11 protein-coding genes and 1 riboswitch are annotated in these 22,645 nt (G+C 35.3%); of the genes, 2 read left to right on the top strand and 9 right to left on the bottom strand.

Features of this window, described 5'->3' with window-relative positions:
- Window positions 1-11: 11 nt before the first annotated feature.
- Both DWW68_RS03735 and DWW68_RS13390 read right to left on the bottom strand, forming a co-directional pair.
- Entirely contained in the window at window positions 12-7,901 is a 7,890-nt protein-coding gene (locus tag DWW68_RS03735; RefSeq protein WP_118588923.1) for a hypothetical protein, read from the bottom strand.
- Between the two features lie 468 nt (window positions 7,902-8,369).
- On the bottom strand, window positions 8,370-9,734 hold the full coding sequence (locus tag DWW68_RS13390) for a helix-turn-helix domain-containing protein (RefSeq protein WP_021952637.1): 1,365 nt from the start codon (window positions 9,732-9,734) through the stop codon (window positions 8,370-8,372).
- 721 nt (window positions 9,735-10,455) lie between these two features.
- Window positions 10,456-10,553, top strand: a riboswitch (purine riboswitch).
- Between the two features lie 87 nt (window positions 10,554-10,640).
- Between DWW68_RS13390 and DWW68_RS03725 the strand changes: the two genes are divergently transcribed.
- A complete protein-coding gene (locus tag DWW68_RS03725) occupies window positions 10,641-12,014 on the top strand; it encodes an FAD-dependent protein (protein WP_021952636.1) in 1,374 nt (457 codons plus the stop codon).
- 500 nt (window positions 12,015-12,514) lie between these two features.
- On the opposite strand, the gene DWW68_RS03720 is transcribed toward DWW68_RS03725, so the two are convergent.
- The 3 genes from DWW68_RS03720 to DWW68_RS03710 form a co-directional block, all read right to left on the bottom strand.
- Window positions 12,515-12,973 (bottom strand): low molecular weight protein-tyrosine-phosphatase, encoded by a 459-nt coding sequence (locus tag DWW68_RS03720; RefSeq protein ID WP_118588922.1) that lies wholly within the window; start codon window positions 12,971-12,973, stop codon window positions 12,515-12,517.
- Window positions 12,974-13,141: 168 nt separating this feature from the next.
- Window positions 13,142-14,335: a site-specific integrase gene (locus tag DWW68_RS03715; protein WP_118588921.1), complete on the bottom strand. Its 1,194-nt coding sequence runs from the start codon at window positions 14,333-14,335 to the stop codon at window positions 13,142-13,144.
- A gap of 97 nt (window positions 14,336-14,432) precedes the next feature.
- On the bottom strand, window positions 14,433-14,672 hold the full coding sequence (locus tag DWW68_RS03710; protein WP_243053015.1) for an excisionase: 240 nt from the start codon (window positions 14,670-14,672) through the stop codon (window positions 14,433-14,435).
- Window positions 14,673-14,730: 58 nt separating this feature from the next.
- On the opposite strand from DWW68_RS03710, the gene DWW68_RS03705 reads away from it, so the two are divergent.
- A complete protein-coding gene (locus tag DWW68_RS03705; RefSeq protein WP_118588919.1) occupies window positions 14,731-15,129 on the top strand; it encodes a hypothetical protein in 399 nt (132 codons plus the stop codon).
- A 152-nt stretch (window positions 15,130-15,281) separates the two neighbouring features.
- Here DWW68_RS03705 and DWW68_RS03700 read toward each other — a convergent pair whose 3' ends face one another.
- The 4 genes from DWW68_RS03700 to DWW68_RS03685 are packed head-to-tail and all read right to left on the bottom strand — an operon-like array spanning window position 15,282 to window position 22,631.
- Window positions 15,282-15,896, bottom strand: coding sequence for a hypothetical protein (locus DWW68_RS03700; protein ID WP_118588918.1), 615 nt, complete (start codon window positions 15,894-15,896; stop codon window positions 15,282-15,284).
- A 3-nt stretch (window positions 15,897-15,899) separates the two neighbouring features.
- Window positions 15,900-16,181 (bottom strand): hypothetical protein, encoded by a 282-nt coding sequence (locus tag DWW68_RS03695; RefSeq protein ID WP_118588917.1) that lies wholly within the window; start codon window positions 16,179-16,181, stop codon window positions 15,900-15,902.
- 19 nt (window positions 16,182-16,200) lie between these two features.
- A complete protein-coding gene (locus DWW68_RS03690) occupies window positions 16,201-16,533 on the bottom strand; it encodes a hypothetical protein (protein WP_118588916.1) in 333 nt (110 codons plus the stop codon).
- A gap of 23 nt (window positions 16,534-16,556) precedes the next feature.
- Window positions 16,557-22,631, bottom strand: a complete 6,075-nt coding sequence (locus DWW68_RS03685) for a phage tail tape measure protein (protein ID WP_118588915.1) — start codon at window positions 22,629-22,631, stop codon at window positions 16,557-16,559.
- Between the last annotated feature and the right edge of the window lie 14 nt (window positions 22,632-22,645).

The raw sequence follows: 22,645 nt of genomic DNA, 5'->3' as shown, positions 1-22,645 counted from the left end.
TATCTGTCCTCCTATCTGCTTATATAAAGATATGTTAAATATGACTCTTTATTTTGTGTAACAATGTACAAGGTATGGAATCCCTTTCCTAAATCCGTCAATTTACCATTTTTAGAAACCTTGGCATTTTTCATGGAACCTGCCTTTCTGATTCCCTCTTTATAGTAAATCTTAAAGGATTCACCTACCCTCTTGGATTTTTCAAGAGTAATGTCTACGTTGCTGTCAAACAATACCGTTGTGTCACAGGATGTCATTAATTCACCGTTAGCCCTTACCTTAAGGTTTGCTGAACTAATAACCTTTACATATCTGTTTACATTACGTTTGTTTCCTGCACTGTCTGTAAGAACATATGTTACCTCGTATATGCCCTGAACATTTAACTGGTTTTCACTTAACATATTTTTAATGATAATCTGTGGTGCTAAGTCCACATCATCCCACAATATGAAAGTGCTATCGTCTAATAACATTTCCTTTAATTCCTTTACGGAAGTTCCCTGAGATACACTTATTACTGATTTATTAAACTGAATGTGAGGTGCTACCTCATCTACATATTTAATTTCCAACAGCTTGTAGGATACAAGACCTGCCTCATCAGTTGCCTTTATCTGATAGCTTCCATTGGAATTAATAGGTAATGTAATCCAGTCTAACTCGTCACCTACATATTTTCCGTCTTTATTGGCATCTACCGGTGCATTAACACTGTAGTCTTTTCCCTGGAAGGTAATGGTTCCCTTTTCAGACATGGTAACCTTTACCTTGCAGTTTTCAGGAGTAACATAATCCTCCGGCATTCCTACTGCAAACACACTAGGTGGTGTCTCATCTATGTTGTTCACGGTAATTGATTTTACCGTCACATTTCCTGCCATGTCGGTAAACGTAATCTGATATGTTCCGTTTTCCTTTATTGTAAAAGGAATTTCCGTGTTAGCACCGTAGGTTGTGTCATAATCACAGCCTGTTACAAGAACCTTTTCGTCAGCTTTGTAAATTACCTTTACAGTGTTATTTTCTGTCTTTTGAGTAAATGTAACTTTTGGTGCCGTCTTATCAATAATTCCTACTAAATCAATATCCGTAAGCTCATTGCTCATGCCGTTAGGCGATGTAGCCACTACCTTAACAATTCCTAAAACCTTATTGTTAAATTCAACCTTTGCCGTTCTTCCTCCTAATTCAATAAAGGTCTTTGAGAATGTATTTTTATCCTCAACCCAGGTATCACCTTTTTGGTAGAACACCTTAAGTTCTGACACCGTCTTATCAAAGTCTAAGGACAAAGTTACCGAAGTATTAACCGGCTCTGTCGGTGCCAGCTTTTCGTATGCCTTTCCATCATTGGTGTAACATGGACTCCATGACGATACCTTAATAGTAGGCGCCTGATTATCAATTTCAGTTATCTTTGTGGTTACGGTAGTTCTGTTTCCACTCTTATCCTTAAAGGTTGTATTATAAGTTCCGTTATTAGTTATTTCTTTGTAATAATAATATCCGTCCTCATCTAATCCCATTTTTAATCCTGTGGTTACAGGAACTATGGTTCCATTCTGATTTTTAGCATCAGTATTGTCGTCGGTATAGAATTGCAACCTCATTAATGTAAAACTCTTTCCTACCTTCTTTACCGTAACTGTAGGTTTTTCCGTATCAAATTTTGACGGTGTATAACTATGGGATGTTTTATTTCCCTTTTCATCTACAGCTACAACAGTGATTGAACACTTCTTTGTTATAATTACAGTGCCATCATTTTCTGAAACCTTCACTCCGTCAATTTTCCGGGAAGAGCTGTCATAGGTAACGTCCTTTGCAGATGCATTTAAACCATTTAATACAACTATTTTTGACTTACTTTGGTCAAATAAAGTGTATTTGATTTTGTATCCGCCGGTATAACCTATGTCCTCAGCAATTTCCTCAAAGGAGTCACTGTCAGGATTCCATGATGTTTTGTATTCAGCCATACCATCATATACGGCATACACCTCTGCTGAAATACCCGGTGCATCCTTATCTTCCCTTTCTTCTCCCTCCTCAGGGACCGGCGTCTCATATGGTGTCATTATCAGTTCATCCGGCAATGTTACCGTAACCGGCTTTCCTTCATTTCCACATTCATCTGCATATTCAAAGGTGTAGCTTCTATTCATATCCTTTGAATATGTAAATGTATATTTAAGTTCCTTTCCATTTACTGCATATATGTCCTCTGATGGAGAAGATATATACACATCTATGTCATTATTTGTAGTAAGGTACAGCAAATCTTCAGGATTAATAACTGCTCCTGTGTAAATATCGCCGTTTTCCTTAAATACCCATGTTACCTGAACGTCATCCGGTGCTTTTTTATCAATATTTCCTACGGAAACATTGTATTCAACAGTTTTTTCCTCTGCAGCGCCCTTTACCGTAAGGTTAAAGGTAACTGAGTCATTTTGACTAAACTCTATGGTTGCCTTGGACTTATCTTTATTCCAGGTTATCTTATAGTTGTCGCTTTCTTCACTGCCCTCCTTAAGACTAAGCTCAGCTTTTTTATCCACTCCTGTAATTGTAGCTACAACATTCTGGTTAGTTTTTGACAATGTACTATACTGAATGTCTGCCGCATAATTTCCAAAGAAATCTTCAACCTTAAAAGTTTCCTTATACCTGTTATTATAAACATCCTTATATTCAATACTGTATGTTCCGTCCTTACTGATTCCAAAGTAATCCTTTAATACAATATCTCCTAAGTCTGCTCCTTCAAAGTAATGTCCCATTTCCTCTGCCTTGGTGATAGGGAATCTATCCATCATATCCATTCTTTCATATACTTTTTCAGGAACATCATTTCCGTTTATGTTAGTTACCATTACATTGGCAGTAAATTCCAAGGTAATCATTTCAGCGTCCGGCTGAGGGCATACCTCCTTGATTTTAGGAACATTATTTAGTCCGTAAAACTCCCTGCCATCAGTGGTTATTTTTTTGTCCAACTCATTTCCTACCTGGTCGCTTACATTGATTTCCACTGTATGGTTAACTTTTTCCTTGTACTTCTTTGTGGCATCTATATCATCATTCATTTTTATATATATGTTGAGATAATATCTGCCATCCTGTTCAGGGCCAAAGGATATCTGAATTTCCTTCATTCCTGTATTTTCAAGTCTTTGTCTGCCAATATAGGTTCCACCGTAGCCGTCTCCGTAATCCCACTTATCACTTAAATCCACAGCATATGGTTCTCTTCCATCTACTGATATTTTAATGTCTGATTCCATTAACGACTTATCATCTAAAACTTCCACCTCTAAACTTGCATTTTCCATGTAACCGTTAAATTCCCCTTCACTATCAAGAGAAATATAAGTTGCAGGATTTACAGACTTAAAGGAAGCTGTTGGCACATAACTGTCTATGTTTTCAATATAAAACTGTCTGAAAGATAAATTGTAATATCCGTCTATTGCATAATACAAATGTCTTCCGTTTTTACTGTAATTAAAGGTTCTTTCATCTATTGCATTAACTTTTGACTCATCCCCCTTAAAATCAGTTTCGTAAAGATTTACATCTTTAATTACTAAGTCACTGCTAATTTCCATAACCCTTGCTTCCATAGTTGTTACAACCTTATCCGGTTTGTCAACATCTATGTTAAGGGTTGGTGCCTTAGTGTGATACATAATTTCTATTTCATGAATTTCAGACTTATTTCCGCCTATGTTCATAATCTGATATGAAATAGTATTTGAACCTTCAAACACAGGTATTTCACATACAGTGTCTGAAATGTCTGATGAATAAAAATCTTCAGGAGTTTCTGCATTTTTAACTTTTGCAGCATCAATTGGTTTAATGTTAATGGACATTGTTTTGTCTGTGTCATTAAAACTTTCAAACTTGAACCATTTTACTGCTCTGACATTTTCTCCGTCTCCTGCCCATACTTTTATCCAGTAATTATCCAAATCATCTTTTTCCATGGCGTTTATTGACATTTTAATTGTTCTGTCATATGAAATTACCTGATTATCATCATAGGTGTCTGTGGCACAGTTTCCAAGATATAATGTATCTGCATCATATGCCTCCTTAAAATCAGATGTATAATCCTTTTCTCTTTCCTGTACAAAACTTCTTGTAAAGTTATAGTCTCCGGTTTTTACAAAGCCGTAATATGGTGGCTTTTCGTCATTTCCATGTTCGTCCTTAGCGGTAAAATTAATTTTGGTTGATACACTGTCAATACCAAAAGCTTCCGTCATTTCATTAGAATAATCATACAGGTAAATATCATCGTAGGTAGCTGTTGAAATACAATCCTTTGCCTTTCCATCTACATAATTACAAATAGATACTTCCACTGCATAATGACCATTTTCTAACTTAAGGTCTTCCGGTATGGTTATTTCATCAGTTGTAACTCCTGTTGCTAACTGCCACTGGTAAACATATTTTCCTGTGTCTACATTTTTAAGCTTAATATATGTATTTTCAGAATTGTAATTTATATCCTCTGTCACAAAATCATTAGTTCTGATATTTGATATTTTAAAACTGAACTTTGCATTTTTAAGGCTGGATAAATACTCCGGCTGATAATCTTCCGGGTTATACTGATAACAAAGTCTTTTATCTACCTGCTGTCCATAATTACCCTTAGCCGTCAATTCAACCTTCAATGCCTTTCTGGCATAAATGTGATACAGATTAAGTTCTATATCCTGAGTATCTGACAGGGAATACATATCAGGAATCATAATAAATGAATCCTTAATTAATTTTCCCTTTGAAGCATCAAATTTAATAGTGCCGGTGCCCCATTCAAATGCTGATGCCTTAAATCCGGTACCTGCCATTACATTTAATTTTCCATAGTATTTATCTGATGCTATAGCCAAAAATCTCTGTCTGTATGTACCATTATCTGCTAATTTTGCCGCCTCTGCAATGGTGTACTCACTGCCACTGCCGGTGATTTTGGCATATGTCCACAGTTTTATTTTGTTTTTATCATATTCATCAGAATATGGGAAATCATCTCCATTTAAAAATTCTTCCCTATTTAATGCAATATAGGCTGACTTTCCAGACTGCTTTCTGACAAAATAGTAACCTTCATTACAAGGGTCTTCAATGGCAACAAACATACCTACATCGTTACTACTTGATGTAAAAGGTCCATCTACCACTAATGATGATTTTTTGTTTGGAACATCTGTTGGTAATGAAATCTGCATTTCCGGCATAGTCATATCAATGTTTGCTGTAACTAACTTTCCACTTGTAGTACTATTCTTATTTTTTGATACATCCCGTGCATACACATAAAGATCTCCGGAATAAACCTGATTCTGAGTCACATTTTCCGTTTTTATGGTTGCAATACATTCCGTTACTTTTCCGTTATTTGTTTTTACTTTTTCTACCATACCGGCAGGTAAAACTTTGTATGATTTTAAATCCGGAACCACTTCCCCCTTTTTAACCCATATATACTTTATGGCGTTTATATCAACACCACCTTCGTCTTTAATTCTGACTTTAGCTTCCTGATATGCGCTGTTGTCTGCATTTTCCTTAAGACTTATTCCTCTATATGAAATTTCAGGGCTAATCTTATCTTCAGGATTATAATTATATTTAATGGTAGCTGTAGCTAAGTTAGTGTTTACATCTGCCGCCGTCATTTTGACCTTTATACCTGATGTAACCGGGGAATAGTCAATTTCGTCAATAAATTTCAGATACAAATATACATAAGTCCTTTCTCCTGTAAGAGTAAAGGTTGTATCACTGTCATCTGTTCCTTCTAATATCAGATTTTTGTTTGATTCCCCTTCCTTAAATGTTCTTCGGGAAAGCTCGCTTTTGCTAAGTTCCTTCGGTGACAAAATATACCTGAATTTTTTAACGGTGCTGCTTTGCAAATCAACACTTATAGAGCCTTTTCCATCTCTGACACCGGAAGCAAAAGGCTTTTTATCACTTCCGCTTTCCTCATCATTATCAGTTGTGTTAAGGACAATTCTATACACCTCTCCGGTTATATCGCATCTTGCCATATCATAAGTTTTAGTGTCATCAGGCACACTATCTTCCACCATAATTACAGGTGCCTTATTATCTAAGTAAAATGTTTTTGATGTGTCATTTCTTAAATCTCCAACGGTACCTGCCTCGTTATCCGAATAGTCTTTTAACAAATTTCTATTTTCAATATCTAATATGGTTATTCTGTAGTCTTCCTTCTTTTTCCCACTGGATTTTGGTTTTATAACCATATCACCAGTGATGGTTACCGGTTCAAAAGTGATTTTGGTGGAATCACCATAGTAAATACTTTTAGCTTTTGCCGTAATCTGTTTTCCTGCGGAACTATATATATTAAACTTTGCCTGTATTTTGGCAAGGTTTGTTCCGGAAACTTTTTTAATATTTTCATTATATTCCACACTGGCTGTTAATTTTGTTCCTACTTTTAAATAATAGTTTTCGTTGTCATTTAAATTGTTTATTTTCTGATTAGATGAAAGCTTAACACTTTTAATGTTAGGGCTTACTGCATCTAAATAAACCCTGCTTATGCTTACACCGTTTTTGTAGGCAGAATCATCCCTGAAGCTGTTGATATCCAACGGATTTCCTGCAATATCAGTAATGGCACTGGTGGTCTTTTTAATTTCATTTTCAAATTTAGTGGAATCGTTTATACCACTTTTTAATTTTGATATGGTTGAACTACTGTTTGAAAGTGTATTTCCATTGTTATCTAAAAATGCACGGTCAAATTTTGAGTTCTTATTTGCTGATGATTTCACTATAAGACTGCTTTGTTTATCAATGTCTGCAAGACCTGATACAAAGTAATCCATAGCCTCTGTTTTGTTATTTACCTTAATAGTTGCCGGTATGTCGTAAGAGAAAATTGCCGTATCATTCTTTAAACTAACAAGTTTTGCCTGAATGTGGGTAGCATTCTTTGTATTTTTCTTTGCTAAAGACAAACCTAACTTAATATTAGTAGACTGTTTACTTGAATTCTTGTTATCTGCCAAACGTACATATTCACTGAATTTTACCTTAGCGTAAAGGGTCTGACCTGCCTTAAAATAGGTCGTTTCACTGTCGCTGTTAGCTGCTGAAGTAATTTTTATACTTGAAATAGTAGGTGCCTTTGTATCCTTTAATGCTATAGATACATTTTCTATGTATGCACCACTACAACCGTCACAGCCTTTTTTTGCAGTCATATATACTACAAGACGGTTTTTGTAACCTCTGTCAGGATTAGTTGTATTCCAGCATCCGTTTCCTCCAATTTCTGAATAATCAGAATTGTCTTTTGTTTCAAATAGTCTGCCATAAAACCAGTCATTGTTATCGGCTTTTGGGTATCCGAAAATTATTTTTCCGTACTGTTTTATTTTGTTCCAATGACGTTTTGTACTTCTATGATTATGGTTTTTAACATTTGCACAAATGCTTTGCTCAATCTGACCTTTCTTTGCTAAATCATAGAGGCCAACAAACTTACTGCTTTTTAATTCAGCCCAGTAAGATTTTCCTGCGCCTCCATGCCTGTTCTGGTATGTAAGACCCAGCATATTTACATTGTTAAATGCACTTCCGTTCCTTGAATCTTCTGCTAAGGAGTTGGTTCTTGTTAATGCTTTGTATACGTTATCGGCATTGTCCCCTGACAACATATCGTTGCACATTAAGGAAACTCCTATTTTTTTAGGTTCGTAAGTAACTGCCGCATTTACATTAACAGCACCTCTAAAAAATTCCACAGCCGGAATACTTGTAACCACTATCGCCGTGGCAAGTATTGTGCTTAGAATCTTTTTGCTTTGTTTTAAAGTTTTAAATCTGTGTTTTGGCATAGATTCATCTCCTTCCTTCCCGTTTTTATTATATTATGTAAGTTTCAAAAGTATAAATTACAATTGCGTATAAATCGGGCTTTGTTTATAAGTAAAATTATAAACGAAAGAAGTTTTTCTGCCATCGTACGTTTTTAAGGAAAAATGGACATTTCCCCGGGATTCTACCTTTGTGCATCGGCTCTTAAGTGATGTGCAAAGGTGATATATACGTTTTTTGGGGTTCTATCTTTGTGCACCAACTTTTAAGTGATATGCAAAGGTGGTATATACGTTTTTCCGGGGAGATTATCTGGGAATGAAGTCATTTTGTTGTTGGACTTTATCTAAGTATGAAGTCTTTTGGCTGTTGTTCGGGCTGTTATGGTAGTATAGAGTTATTTGGCTATAAGCTGTTATTCGGGCTATTATGCAGTATAGAGTTATTCGGCTTGTTATTGTAGCATGGAGTCCTTTAGCTATAAGCTATTATCGCAGCATAAAATCCTTTAGTTGTTTTCTGTTGGTTATATTTAGTTTATTAAATACGCAGGTTAAATGTTGTTTTACCGTTCTTTGGGTAATATCCATATATTCTGCTATTTCCTTATTTGTCCATCCTCTGTTGGCAAGCATGGCAATGGTAAATTCCGTGGTGGTTAGGTTATCCGCCACATCCTCGTTAGTATCAGGATTGTGGATTCGTCTCCAACCGGCGCTGAATCTATATGTAATATCAATTATTCTGGCATAATCCTTTGGATATTCTTTTCTCATACAGGTTTCTATCAACCCCTGCAAAAGCCCATGATGCTCTCCTATTCCTTCTATTAAATCGTCAGGCTTTGCAATTCTCCATGCCTCCATAAAGTATTTTTTTGCCTCGTCCTTTTTCATCATATTCATGGCATCCATTGCTGCCACAAGATTTAAATATATCATAGCTATTGGGTATGTTTTGTCACAGGTCATAATGCATGCCTGAACAATTCCTAATGAACGCTCATATTCCTTATTAAGATACGCCTTGTGAGCCAAAACATATACTCCCCACAACTGCATTCCTTTGGTAAATTCCGTAAGGTATTCAGACAATGGTGGTATATGACCTACCGGAAGATGAAGCAGCGTGTGAGCCGCCGAAGCAACAAATACGCAACATGCCCTTGTTTTTTTGTCGGTGTTTTCAGCCATGGCTTTTTCAAGATATTCTTTTAGCCTCTCAAGACCAAGTCTTGCCGAATTGATTCTGTCTAATGACAGATTTGCAAAGGTATATATAAGACTTGCCGACAATTTAAGCATTATATCCTCATGATTTAAGTACATTTCAGCGTATGTAACTGCCTTTTCATGGTGACCGCTAAAGTAATAATACTCAGCGTATGCCATTTCCTTTTGTGGAATATCTTCTATGTTCTCAATAAATTCAAGACATTTTCCAAGAGGAAATGCCGAGCTCATAAGTAACATGGCAGTTCTGGTGATGTTAGGCGTTGTGGTTCTGGCAGGCGTTGTGATAACGGATGTTTTTTTGGTGTCCACACTGTTGTTATTTTCCGTAAAATCATCTGTACTAATGTTTTTCATTGTGCCATGGAATATCACCGGGTTATCCACACTATTGTTACCTGCTTTTTTGTCTGTCAATCCTAAAATATAGTCTGCCGACACTCCAAATTCCTTTGTCATTGCAATTAATATCTCACTGCTTATAGTTTTAGTTTCTTCATTTACTATTCGGCTGATTTGAGACGGAGTAACTCCTAATCTTCTGGCAAGCTCACTTCTGGATATGCCCGCCTCCTGACATAATGACATAATTATCTGACCTGATGTTTTGTCCAAATTCATTTTATTCCTGCTCCCTTCATATTTAAACTATAGCACACATTAAAAGCCATTGCAAATTTGCAAAAGTGGGTGATGGAGGAATTGTGGTAAGTGTGGGGCTTGTAAATACTTGCGGGAGATTCTTGTGGGAATTGTTGTGATTCCGGGATGTGGTGATATTCCCGGATGGATGCTGCGTGGGGTGGATGGTGAATGTTACGTGGGGTGGATGGTGAATGCTACGTGGGGTGGGATTCTGTGAGGTCCCGAGGGGGTGGGACGTTGTGATGTTTCTGTGGGGACGTTACATTAATATGAGTATTTTTGTAGATTTTTAATGTAGATAATTCAAATTTTTATAGCTTGGTGGAAGATAATTAGGCTTGTTTTTAGGAAATTACATTAATATATCAATTCTTGTATTTTTTTATTGTAAATATATGCATTTTGATTTCTAAATGAATTTTAAATTACAATAAAATATTTGTTTCACTTGATTTTTATTGTAATTTTTTTATCTGATGTTGACTTAGCTAACAATATGGGCGAGTTGTAATTAAAATTTACAATAAAATATGATTATTTTCCAATTATTAATGTAAAAACCCGAGATTAAGTTTCCTTGGGTATTAAAATTTACAACAGAATTTCAGATATTGTGTTTTTTTATGTAATTAATAAGGTGCCGGGGATTTTTCACAACATTTTCTCATAACATTCACTATTGCTTTTATGTATTATTTCTGATATTATCTGTAAGGATTATATAAGTTCATAATACGGATGAACGTTTCTACTAACTGCCGCAAATAGTTATCTATAACCGCTTTTATAGATATACTTTATTTAGCGGTATTTTTTTGCGTTTTTGGCAATTTCACACCGACTAAATAAGTTGGCATTACATATTAAATTAGGAGGATTTTTATGAAGCATTACGACGTTATTATTATTGGAGCCGGTCCTGGAGGTATTTTTGCAGCTTACGAGCTAACCAGAAAAAAGCCTGAACTTTCAATTGCCGTTTTTGAGGAGGGTCACAAGCTTTCCATGAGAAAATGTCCTATTGACGGCAATAAAGTTCCTAATTGCATCAACTGTAAAAGCTGTTCTATTATGAGTGGCTTTGGTGGCGCCGGAGCTTTTTCTGATGGAAAATACAATATTACAAATGATTTTGGTGGAACATTATACGAACACATTGGAAAAACAAAGGCTCTTGATTTAATGAGATATGTGGACGATATTAATATGTCCCACGGTGGAGAAGGGACCCATTTGTACTCTACCGCCGGAACTAAATTTAAGAAAATATGTATGCAAAACAAGTTAAAACTTTTAGATGCATCGGTTCGACATTTAGGAACGGATATTAACTACGTTGTTTTGGAAAATTTATATAATGAATTAAAAGAAACTATTGATTTTTACTTTGATACACCTGTGGTTTCAATCGAGAAAACAGACGACGGCTATGTTATTCATACGGCGGATGGCTCCTTTGAAAGCCCTAAATGTATTGTTTCTGTTGGTCGAAGCGGAAGCAAATGGATGGAAAAAGTTTGTCACGAAATGGATATCCCAACCAAATCAAATCGTGTGGATATTGGTGTCCGTGTGGAACTCCCTGCTGTTATTTTTTCCCATCTTACAGACGAACTCTATGAAAGCAAAATTGTTTACCGTACACAACAATTCGAGGATAACGTCCGTACTTTCTGTATGAATCCTCACGGTATTGTGGTAAACGAAAATACAAACGGCATTGTAACGGTCAATGGACACAGTTACGAAAGCGAAGAAATGCAGACTAAAAATACTAACTTTGCCCTTCTTGTGGCTAAGCATTTTTCAGAACCTTTCAAAGATAGTAACGGCTACGGCGAAAGCATTGCCAGACTTTCAAATATGTTAGGGGGTGGCGTTATTGTTCAGCGTTTTGGCGATTTGGTAAGAGGTCGACGCAGCACTGAGAACCGTATCGAGGAAGGACTTGTTACTCCTACTCTCTCAGCAACTCCGGGAGATTTAAGTCTTGTGCTTCCTAAACGTATTTTAGACGGCATTATTGAAATGATTTATGCATTAGATAAAATCGCTCCGGGAACAGCTAATGACGATACTTTGCTCTACGGAGTAGAGGTTAAATTCTACAATATGGAAGTGGAACTTAATGACAATCTTGAATGTAAATACAATGGATTATATATTATCGGGGACGGCAGTGGCGTAACCCACTCACTGTCTCATGCATCCGCAAGCGGTGTATATGTTGCAAGGGATATCTGTGAGAAGATGTAGCGATGTGTTGGGAGTAAAAGTTGGAATCTTTGGAGGTTGTCTTGCAGATTCAGATTGATGATTAGCTGAGAAATTGTTATGATAGTTGGAAACGGCAAAATTACATTAATAAATTTGTTTTAATATAATTTTGCCGTATTTTTCCTTATTGAAACTAATGTAGAGTATAAAAAGTACATTTTTTTCCTGATTTTTTCAATATTTACTGTAAATAATTGAATTTAATGGCTGGTATGACTAATTTTTTCATGATATTTACATTAAATAAAGTATTAAATAAGAATATTATTGTACCGGACTTAAATTGACTAATTTTCACTTTCTAAAAATACAATAATATTCTTGTATTTTTAGCTTTTTCCTGTAATTAACGTTTATAGCAAATGATATGAGAACTATGTGCCTGAAAATAAATGCGCTATATACTAAAATTAATTTTTCAATACAAAACTACTTAGCATATGTTGTAAGCAAGCAGAAATTTTTACTTTATAAACTTGTTAAGACTTCTGTTGTAAATATTCCAGAAAGCCTCTGCATCCCCGCACCACATCAGAATATGTGATATCAAAATTTCCTGTGTACCACGGATCCGCTATGTCTGCCGAATCGTTGGCGAAAGTCAACAGTTTGTACACCTTGTTGTCCTTATCTCTTCCAATAATTCTCATAATATTTTTTTTATTTGCAGTGTCCATTCCTATGATGTAGTCAAAATATTCGTAATCCTGTTTTGTCATCCTTCTTGCACGATGATTTCCGCAGTAAATTCCTTCAAGATTTAGCTTGTTTCTAGTTCCTGGATGGACGGGATTTCCAATTTCTTCGTAGCTTGTAGCTGCTGAGTCGATGTAAAACTGCCAGGCTATGCCTTCCTGTTCAACCATATGTTGAAGGACGTATTGTGCCATGGTGGAACGGCAGATATTGCCGTGGCATACAAATAGTATTTTAATCATATCTTTAAAACCTCTCTAAACGCTTGATTTTACTGTATTTTCGGCACTTACAACAATTCTGCAATATTTCTGTGATAGTGTTTTTGTTCACATTTTCAGCATAATTTGGAATAACTTTGCATAACTTTTCCTTCGTTTGGGCTAAATTTTGGGCTAAATTCATGCCTTTTAGCCCACGACCTTTTTCATCTCTACTAAGGCATCCTCAAACTGTAAATGAGTATATGTATTAAGGGTAACTCCTATGTCTGAATGTCCCATAATATATTGTAATGTCTTTGGATTCATACCAGACTTTGCCATATTAGAGCAGAAGGTGTGTCTGCAAACATGAGGTGTAATACAAGGCATTTGCACTTTATAAATACTGTTGTACTTTTCACGGATATGTTGAAAATACTTCTCCCAATGCAATGCCACCATAGGCATATCATTCTTATCTAAAAATAAAAAGCCACTATAACCATCTATCATAGGCTCAATCTTTGGATGCTTTCTATTCTGAATGATTCTACGAAAACAATCTGCAACATCTTTCTGCATCGGAACATATCTTTCACCTTTTTCCGTCTTAGGTGTCAATATTTCATACTCCATATTGCGTGTTCTCTGTAATTGATGATCTACTTTGATTCTTTCTTTGTCAAATTCAATATCATTGATGGTCAATCCGACAAATTCAGAAACACGCAATCCAGTATAAAACAAGATGTAAATTCCATCATAGTATTTACAGAAATGTTTGTCCTCTTTGATAAACCTCAAAAATTCTCTCTGCTGTTTTCTTGTTATAGCTTCTCTCGTCACACTATCATTCACAACTACTGTTGCAAGCTGGAACTCAAACGGATTCTTATTTATCAAATCATCATCTACTGCCATTTGAAAAGCTGGTCTTACAACACCTCTGATAGAATGAATACTGCTATATCCTCTGCCATCATCCTGTAACTTAATCAGCCATATTTTAGCATCTGACAATTTGATTGTATCAATTCGCCTTGCTCCAAAATCTTCTTTTTTAATCACATTGATAACAAAATTATAATTCGCCTGTGTATTATGCTTCACACCTCTTTTTTGGCTTATATACTTTTGCACCAATTCTAACACCGTCATATTCCCACCATTGGTTGCAACTGCATTTCTCAATGCTTTTTCAACTTCTTTTTCTTTCTCTCTGAGGGAAATGTCCTTGCGTTTACCCTTTGGGTACGGATCAGATTCAGTCAATCTCCAACTATATACAGACTTCCTCTTTCCAAACACATCATTGTATTTATAACGGTATCTTCCATCTTTATCCTGGCTCTCACCAGTCGCTAATCTACGACCTTTGCTGTCTTTTCTAATTTCTGACAATCCGTATCTCTCCTTTCATACAGAAGAGCCTCGGCATGATACTTCATAATATACCATAACTAAGGCTCAAAATCTATTAAATCCTATATAATCAGCACTAAATGGCTGTCAATTTCTCATCTACAAACTTTTCAAATAATTGTCTTTTTATGCGTGGTCTTGTACCATTCCACAATATAAAATTGTCGTGTTCGTGTTCATCAACAATCTTTCTAATCTTCTTGTCGCTAAATCCAAAATATTCTGCTGCTTCTTGAACAGATAGTGTATATTTCTGCCAAATGGGTATTACACAACTGGTTCTTTCTTCTTGTTCTGTCATTTCTATAAAAATCACACTCCTTTATACTAATATGTGTTATAATAAATAAAATTGTTTAAGGGGGATATTCTCTATGGATAAAATCAATCTAACTCCAGCAGAACTAAGTAATCAACTGAAAAATATTGATGCACAAAAATTATTGGATTCTGCATCACCTATTCGTTATAATTTTCAGCAAACTCCTATACCTAAAATTGAGAATCCTATGGTAAAAGAGCAACAGAAATCAAATAATAAACTTGATGCTATCCAATATGAAAATATGAAGTTAAATGCTCAGATTGAAACTCAGAATAAACTTATTGATACTTGTAATACAAAGATTGATGAATTACAAACTACCAATAACAACTTAAAAGAAATTAATCAAACTCTGATAGACAATAACAAGCATTATTGGATATATTCAACAATTATAACGATTATAGGTGCTGTTGTTGGATTTTTATTAGGGAAGTATTTTGCATAAGATTAAATCAATAATCAATCCTATAATTCCTCCAACCAAAGCAGGATTAAATCTATAAATACCTTTCATTCCTGGCATATTATCACGCTCCTTAATATAAAAGGCAGAAGTCATTACAACCTCTGCCCTAATCAAAATAATATATTCTGTTACTATTCTTTTGATAAGCTTTCAGCAAGCAGATACACAAGACCTCCTGCCAATGCCATGCCAAAACATTTGACTATTTCTTTCTGATATACTGGTATCGACTTCTGTACAAGTCCTACATCAATACCGCAAATATTTCTTAATGGAATTTCAATTCCACAATCATATTTGAGTGCATACATCATACAGCCCATAGCTTTTTCAAATGGAATATCAAACTGTTTCATAAGTTTATCCAAGCAATTCCATGTTTTTTCCACTTTGAATCTATCATATCCCATGCCTGTAAACATATGGATATATGTACTTTTCTTTGTTTCTTCATCTGAAATGTCACTGTTTATATCTGTATCTGCCAAGAAATCCTTGCACATAAACTCAATATCATCAAATTTGATAATCTCACTTGAATAACTCCATACAGACTTAGAAGTATCAAGACAAATGACTGTTACTGACTCTGCTTCTTCATTCTCTTTAAATTCTCCGACACAAGTAATCTTTCCTGTGTATTCCTTATCCGCAGTTCGGCATATTACCTTATCTCCTTCGTGGAATTTATCTGTAATGCCATCCTTTGTATATTCTATATAATGTTTTGCTGTAATATTGTCCATCTTTTACACCTCATCTTCCTTCTGTTCACAGAATGCTTTTAATAATCTTTTGTCATAGAAATGTCTATGAATTTTCTTACAAATTCCTACAATAATACCTACAACCATATCAAGTACATTGATTGCAATAAAAGTAGCAACTGAACCAATAATAAGTATCACAATAGCCTTGATAAAGCTAAAAGGTTCTGTCCATATACTGTAATTGCAGATTGTAAGCACTACCGCAACAATCTTACTGATACTCCAATAATTTCTAATAAGTTTTTCCATTTTCTTTGTCATTTAACTTTTCCTCCATGTTTTATATTTCACAAATATCCTTATATTTCTGTAGCAAGTCGTTATTCATTTCTTCATCAATCAAAAACCTTGCCTGTGATTTTAAGTTAGGACAATCCATAATAATACTTGTCATTCCTACACTTCCGCTTGCTTTCATAAGTCGTTTGATAGCTGTATGTCTGAAATCAAAATGCCTTAAATTCTTTACACTGATTATCTCTCCGATTGTTCCACACCAGCGACTAATCATGTTTTTTGATATAGGCTCTGGATTTTCATGTTGTCCTCTGAATACATAACCATAATCATTAAATTCATTATCTTTTCTATTCTGCTTTTCTTTCTGTAGCATTTCTGCAACACAGCCTATGTTAATTATCTTTTATTTGCTTGTTGAAGAGCATATGAACTAAGACCAGCTAACGCATTAAATACATCATTAGCTTTTGATAAGTCGTTGATATTTGGCAAAGTAACTGTTCCAATAGAAACATTATTATTAACCATTTCACCACCGGTATTTTTAACTAAATTACTGATATCAGGTATTTGAATATTATCTAATATCATTTGTGTCGGGTTTAATCCGAATTTCCACAAATTTTCCGTTAAGTCATGTGGTAAAATCTGATCACCAGAATTAAGTAATCTTAACTCAGCACCTTTTTCACCAACTATAGACATTCCACCCTTGGCATATTTTGTACCGGCTACATATTTAGGAACACTAGCTGTAATCTTACCATTCTTATCAATAGAAAAAGTAAGATTGTCAAACATTTTCTTGACACTCTCTGACATTCCCTCAGTCATTCCCTTAGTTACAGCCTTAACTGCTTCATCTACGGTCTTATACAGAGGTTTTCCGTTTTTGTCAAAGAAGTTCATATCATCTTTGTGGTCATTTAGCCAATCTAAAATCTTGTTTAGTGTATCGAGTTGTTCCTGATTATAATAATCATCAAGATTGTCCTGTGCTTCCTTAACTGCACTATTATTAGCCTCATAATTAAAACCATAATCCTCGTGATAGATTAAATTCTTCTTATTTTGCTTAACACTCTGTAATGCCTGTTGAAGTTTTTCAAGTTCAACGGCTTTAGACTGAGCATCATTAAGGTCATTAATTTTGTCAATTAAATCTTGAATTGAATTAATCCAAGGTGTCAACAAATCGTCATAATTGTTTTCGATTTCTGCCTGTTTATCAAGAATATCTCCGTCAAGACCATCAACTTCTTGAAGTTTATCCCGAAGTCCATCCCATGAATCAAAAGTCTTTTTAGAGATACCAAGTTTGCTGATACTCTTATAAAATTGGTCAACAGTAATAGTACCTTCACGCATTCCTTCATACAAAGCCTTAAACTGCTTATTCTGGGAAGAATTCAATCCTTTGTCTGATAACGTTTTGTTAATCTGATTCCATTTTTCATCACGTTCTTTTTTAAGCTGAGATAACTCATTAAGACCGATGGAAATCTGTTTTGTGATTTGCGATTCGTTTTTAGTATGTCCCTGTGACTCCCAGAATGAGATTATCTTTTCATAACGACTAGAAATAGCATCAAGAACATTTTTAAACTTCTCAAGATTTTGATACGGTAATTCAGATATTGACTTATTCCATTCTAACTGGTTTTTCTCAGCATCGGATATATTTTTATCAATATCACGAATTTTCTGCTTAATATCCTGATATTCATCTGAAGTCTTTGCGATATTATTGTTTTTGAGATATGACTGATAGGCTTTCTTTTCGTCATTCCATTTTGTTATTTGCTTTTTAGAATTATTAATCTGTTCCTTATAGTCATTTTTTGTGGCAGCAAAACCCTTAGTTTCGTTTTTCTCAATACGGCTTTGAGTTTTATCGGCTTCATACTGCAATAATTCCAAATCATCTTCCAAGTCAGATATATCATCTTCTAATTGTTTCTTGATAAGCTCTCGCTTATTATTCTTAGTTTCAATAATATTATCTCTTGCACCAGTATACTTGTCCCAATATTCCTGATATTTGTCTATAGCATCTAATGTCTTCTCATTTTTCGTAGAGCCTTTGATTGTCTGAATAGAATAATCACCACTCTGAATTTTCTTTTTCAGAGAAGAAGACAACTTAATTCTATCTAACTTCTTTTTATATTTTTTTGCAGCGGTTTCATAACCTTTCAGTAAATCGTCATATTGAGATTTCGCCTTTTCGAAAAGCTTATTTTTAGTCTCTTTAGTTGCATAATCGTTTATATTGTCAACCGTTTTCTTAACTTTATCTTCCAATCGTTTTAAACGAACTTCAATCCAGTCAAATACCTTGGAAGAAGAGGAAGAAGAACCAGAACCTTTTCCAGAACCAGTTACTTTAGGAAGAGAAAGGTCGATATCAATTTTTGTTCTAGTCTTTTTGCCCTTTTTATTTAATTTGTTACCAACTTGATCCTTTGCCATCTTTTTAGCATATTCAGCAACAGTCATTCCATTGGCTTTTGCAGCAGCTTCTAAACTCGAACCCTGAATTGTGCTATGATATTTATTAGGATCGTCTTCATTTAATGCATTTTTATATAAACTAATATTATTAGCAGCAATTCCAGCAGCTTTAGCAATGTTATTTAACTGTTCTATGGTTTGGGTAGCGTCTAAATCTGACCAATTGGTTGTTTGATAAGCAAGTTTCGCAAGTTCAATTCTTGCCTTTTTAGAACCATTAGCTTCGCCAAGTAACATAGCAATATCAGTACCCGACATTTCTGCCAACTCTTCGCCACTTTTAACAGTTTTCTTTTGTTCTTTGCTAAGAGCAGAATATGCAAGGTTTAAACTTTTTGCTTTATTTTCAAGTTGAGTAGTAACAACTTCCTGTGCATTCTTTATACCTAAATCTTTTAACTGGCTTGTATAATAATCCTTGTTTTCTTCTGTAAGCTGAGATAAGAAGTTGTTAGAATTAACGTATTCACTTGCAAGTTTATTCTGTGCTTCCTGACAGTCTGCAAGAGTAGAAGTAGTAGAACCAAGTGTGTTTTTAAATTCATTCCAAGATTTAAGTTTACCAAATTCAGATTCCATACCGCTAAGAGTATCTGCACCGGCAACACCATTATCACGCTTATCGGCATATGCATCCTGAATTGATTTAATGCTTGATTTAAGAGAATTTAACTGTTTAGAATTATCAACCAAATCATTGATTTTCTTAATTGCAACATCAGCATCAATTTCTATTTGTGATAACCAAGTTTTTGCACCTTCTGTTGCTTCAAAAGTTTTCCTTGTAAGTTTACCTGATTCAGCAAGAGTAGTAAGGTCTTTCTTGGTATTCTTCATGTCAGACTTGCTATCTACATTATCGAGGTCTTTCCATGCTTGTTTGAAGGATTTTGAAAAGTCCTCTTGATTCAACAATTCATCTACTTTATCAAGTTCGTTCTCCAGAGGAATGCTGTAATAGCCTTCAAACTCAGGAACTGTCGATAGATAATTGTTAATCACATCGGTAATCTCCTTTTCATTTCCAATAAATTGTTTACTTGCAACTGCTGTATCAATCAGCTCCTGTTTAAATTTGTTAAAATCTTCTTCTGTCTTAGGTAATTTATTACCCTGTAACGCTGTCAACATTGTCTGTTGAGCCAAGTTTTCATTTAAGTTATCAATAGATGAATTATATGCCTCTACTGATTCCTTCATCTCACTATATCTACTATAGATAGAATTAAATAGTGAATTGTCTGATAATTCATCAGCCGTGAATGCTTTTGAATCTCTTAATGCGTTTACTGCATCTTCAAGCTTTTTGTAATTTTCTAATGCTCCCTCAACTGTATCATCGCCAATTAAAACTAACTGACCACCACCAGTACCATATGAACCACTATCAATTACACCAGCTTTTTCAAGCTCTTTAAATGCTTTTACTGCTTCTTCTCCCGATGCACTAATAATGTTGTTAGTACCCCAGAAGTTATCTTTCGCAACATCCATCAACTCTTCTTTTGCTGCATTTACACCAGCAATCAAGTCTGTCTGTTGATTTTTCAATGAATCAATGCTTGCTTGTTTAATGGCATTTGATAATGAACCATACTTTGCAATCAAATCATCAATGCTTTCTCCTTCAAGTCCAAGTTTCTTTAATAACTCTGTCTGTGTAGTCATTAAGTCTTCTTTAGCACTTGCATCTGTTTTTACTGCATCCGATAATTGAATGTATTTGTTTGCTAATTCTGCAATCTCATCACCTAAAGTATTAGCGTTGTCTGCTGCTTCTTTAGCTTTCTGTCTTGCTTCTTCTACCGCTTGATTATGCTTAGATACTGCGGAAGTTACTGCACTAACTCCAAGGCTAATACCCATCAGCACAATTCCTACTGGATTGCTAAGGAATACACTCTTTAAAGTTGCTCCAAGTCCAATCATTGCTGCTTTTAGTGAAAACGTACTCGCTGTACTTGCTGTGTTAGCTGCGGTCTGTGCATTGGTCGCTTGCGTTAGATTCATTTCAGCAATTTTCTGTAATGCCATCTCTTTTGTCATGCCTTGCATCTGTAAGATTCTTACACGATCAGCCTGAGTGAGTGTGTTTGTGGCTAATACATTTCTTAACTGCTCTGTTGTCAATGTACTTGTTACCTGTGCAATACTCTTTAATGCCTGGAATCTAGCAGATAAGTTACCATTCGGAACATTACTTGCCATCTGTAAGGCTTTTCCATACTGTTCTACTTGTTTTGTAGCTGTAATGAGTGCCATTGTGCCTGTTGTAAGGAATTTTCCAATACCAAGTGCAATTACACCTTTTAGCGTACCTTCTACGATTCCCCAGTTATTGGCAAATTCCAAAACTGCCGAACCTAAGTTAGCAAGGTCACGGACTGTATTACCATTGATAATGCCTTGATATGTCTCTGTAAGAGTGTTAGAAAACCTCTGACACGCTGCGTCAGCACTGGTCATCCAAGTTTGATACTCTTCTGTAGCACTTCCTGCACTATTGATTGCATCTTCATAAGCTGATGCAGATTCCTTCATGCCAGATAATATCGCTGCACCCGCTGCCGAGCGGCTCTTACCAAACATAGTCTCAAGAACATTTGCACGTGAGGTATCATCCAACTTATCCATAACTTGTGAAATCTCGTATAACTGGTCATAATAGGATTTGAAAGTATGTTCATCTTCCATAATATCAACACCAGTTAATGCCATGAGTTTTTCACGTAAGTTACTTGTGGCTGTTGCTAAATCGTCAACTTCTTCGCCCATTTCCTGCAACTCTTCAATAGCATCTGTATCACCAGATGAAGCTCGCATTCTTAATGAACCGATTTTTGCTGTGTTACCGAGGTATGACGGATCATTATAGTATTTATTAGCTGTAGCAAACATTGTAGCAGCCTGTTCAATACTCATATGTGCTTCTGTCAATGTACCAGCACTTAATCTGATACTTTCAGCTAATCCTTCCGCATCAATACTGTACTTGTTTGACATATTATTAATGAGGTCTGTATAGGCTTCAAGTTTCTTGTCCATCTGGTCGTTTCCATAACCACCAATTTCATCAAATGAAGCAATAGAGGTTTTAATTGAACCGATTGCCGTATCAAGGTCTACGTCTCCAACGTTTGATAAGATGTTCGCCCATTTCGCCCCAAGCTCTGCATCGTCTAAATTCCAACCAAGCTTCTTAAACTCTGTTACAGCATCAATTAATGAACCAACTTTTACATTAAGTTCTTGTGCCTTACTAAGTGATTTATCAAAATACTTGTATAGTGCGTCTCTGTCACCTATTTCATTTGTTACCTTCTGAAGGTCAACAAGACTATCATCTAATGTCTTTGCTTCTGTGGCTGCATTCCTAACTTGATTAGAAAGTGCATAAATCATACTTGCACCACTAAAGAATTTTGCGTAACTTTCAATGGATTTCTTAAATTTTGAACCCCATGTTAATCCTGCATTATTCGTTGCTACAAGCTCCGTCTTAAATGCCGATAATTCACCTCTAAGAGTTTTTAATTCACCTGTACTCTTTGCTACATTAGCAGAATTAAGCAACTGATTGTATTTAGCGGTCATTTCTCGATCACTGAAAAGTTTGTTATTATTCCTTCCCAAAATCTTAATCTGATTCACTAACTGCTGCTTGCTTGTGTCAAAATTCAGATGAACCTTATTACTATTTGCAACCCTTTGTGCGTTGTCAATTGCTTGTTTGGTTGCCGACTGTACACCTTTTGTATTTACATTCGGTGTGATGTTGAATGTAAGATTATTTAATCCCTTCAACTGTGCTTTGATTGCTTTCCTTGTCTTTGGCATATCAAGGTTTCCAATCAGCTTGACATACATATCGCCAAGACTTTTTGCGTCTGACTTAATCTGTTGCTTGCTTTTCGTTTTGCTAAGACCAGCAACCAACTGTAAAATAAAATTATTCAATTACGACTCCTTCC

The organism is Eubacterium sp. AF16-48 (assembly GCF_003479405.1).
GTDB lineage: Bacteria > Bacillota > Clostridia > Lachnospirales > Lachnospiraceae > Eubacterium_G > Eubacterium_G segne.
Note: the sequence above shows the minus strand (reverse complement) of the source record. Positions and strands in the feature narration are given on the sequence as shown.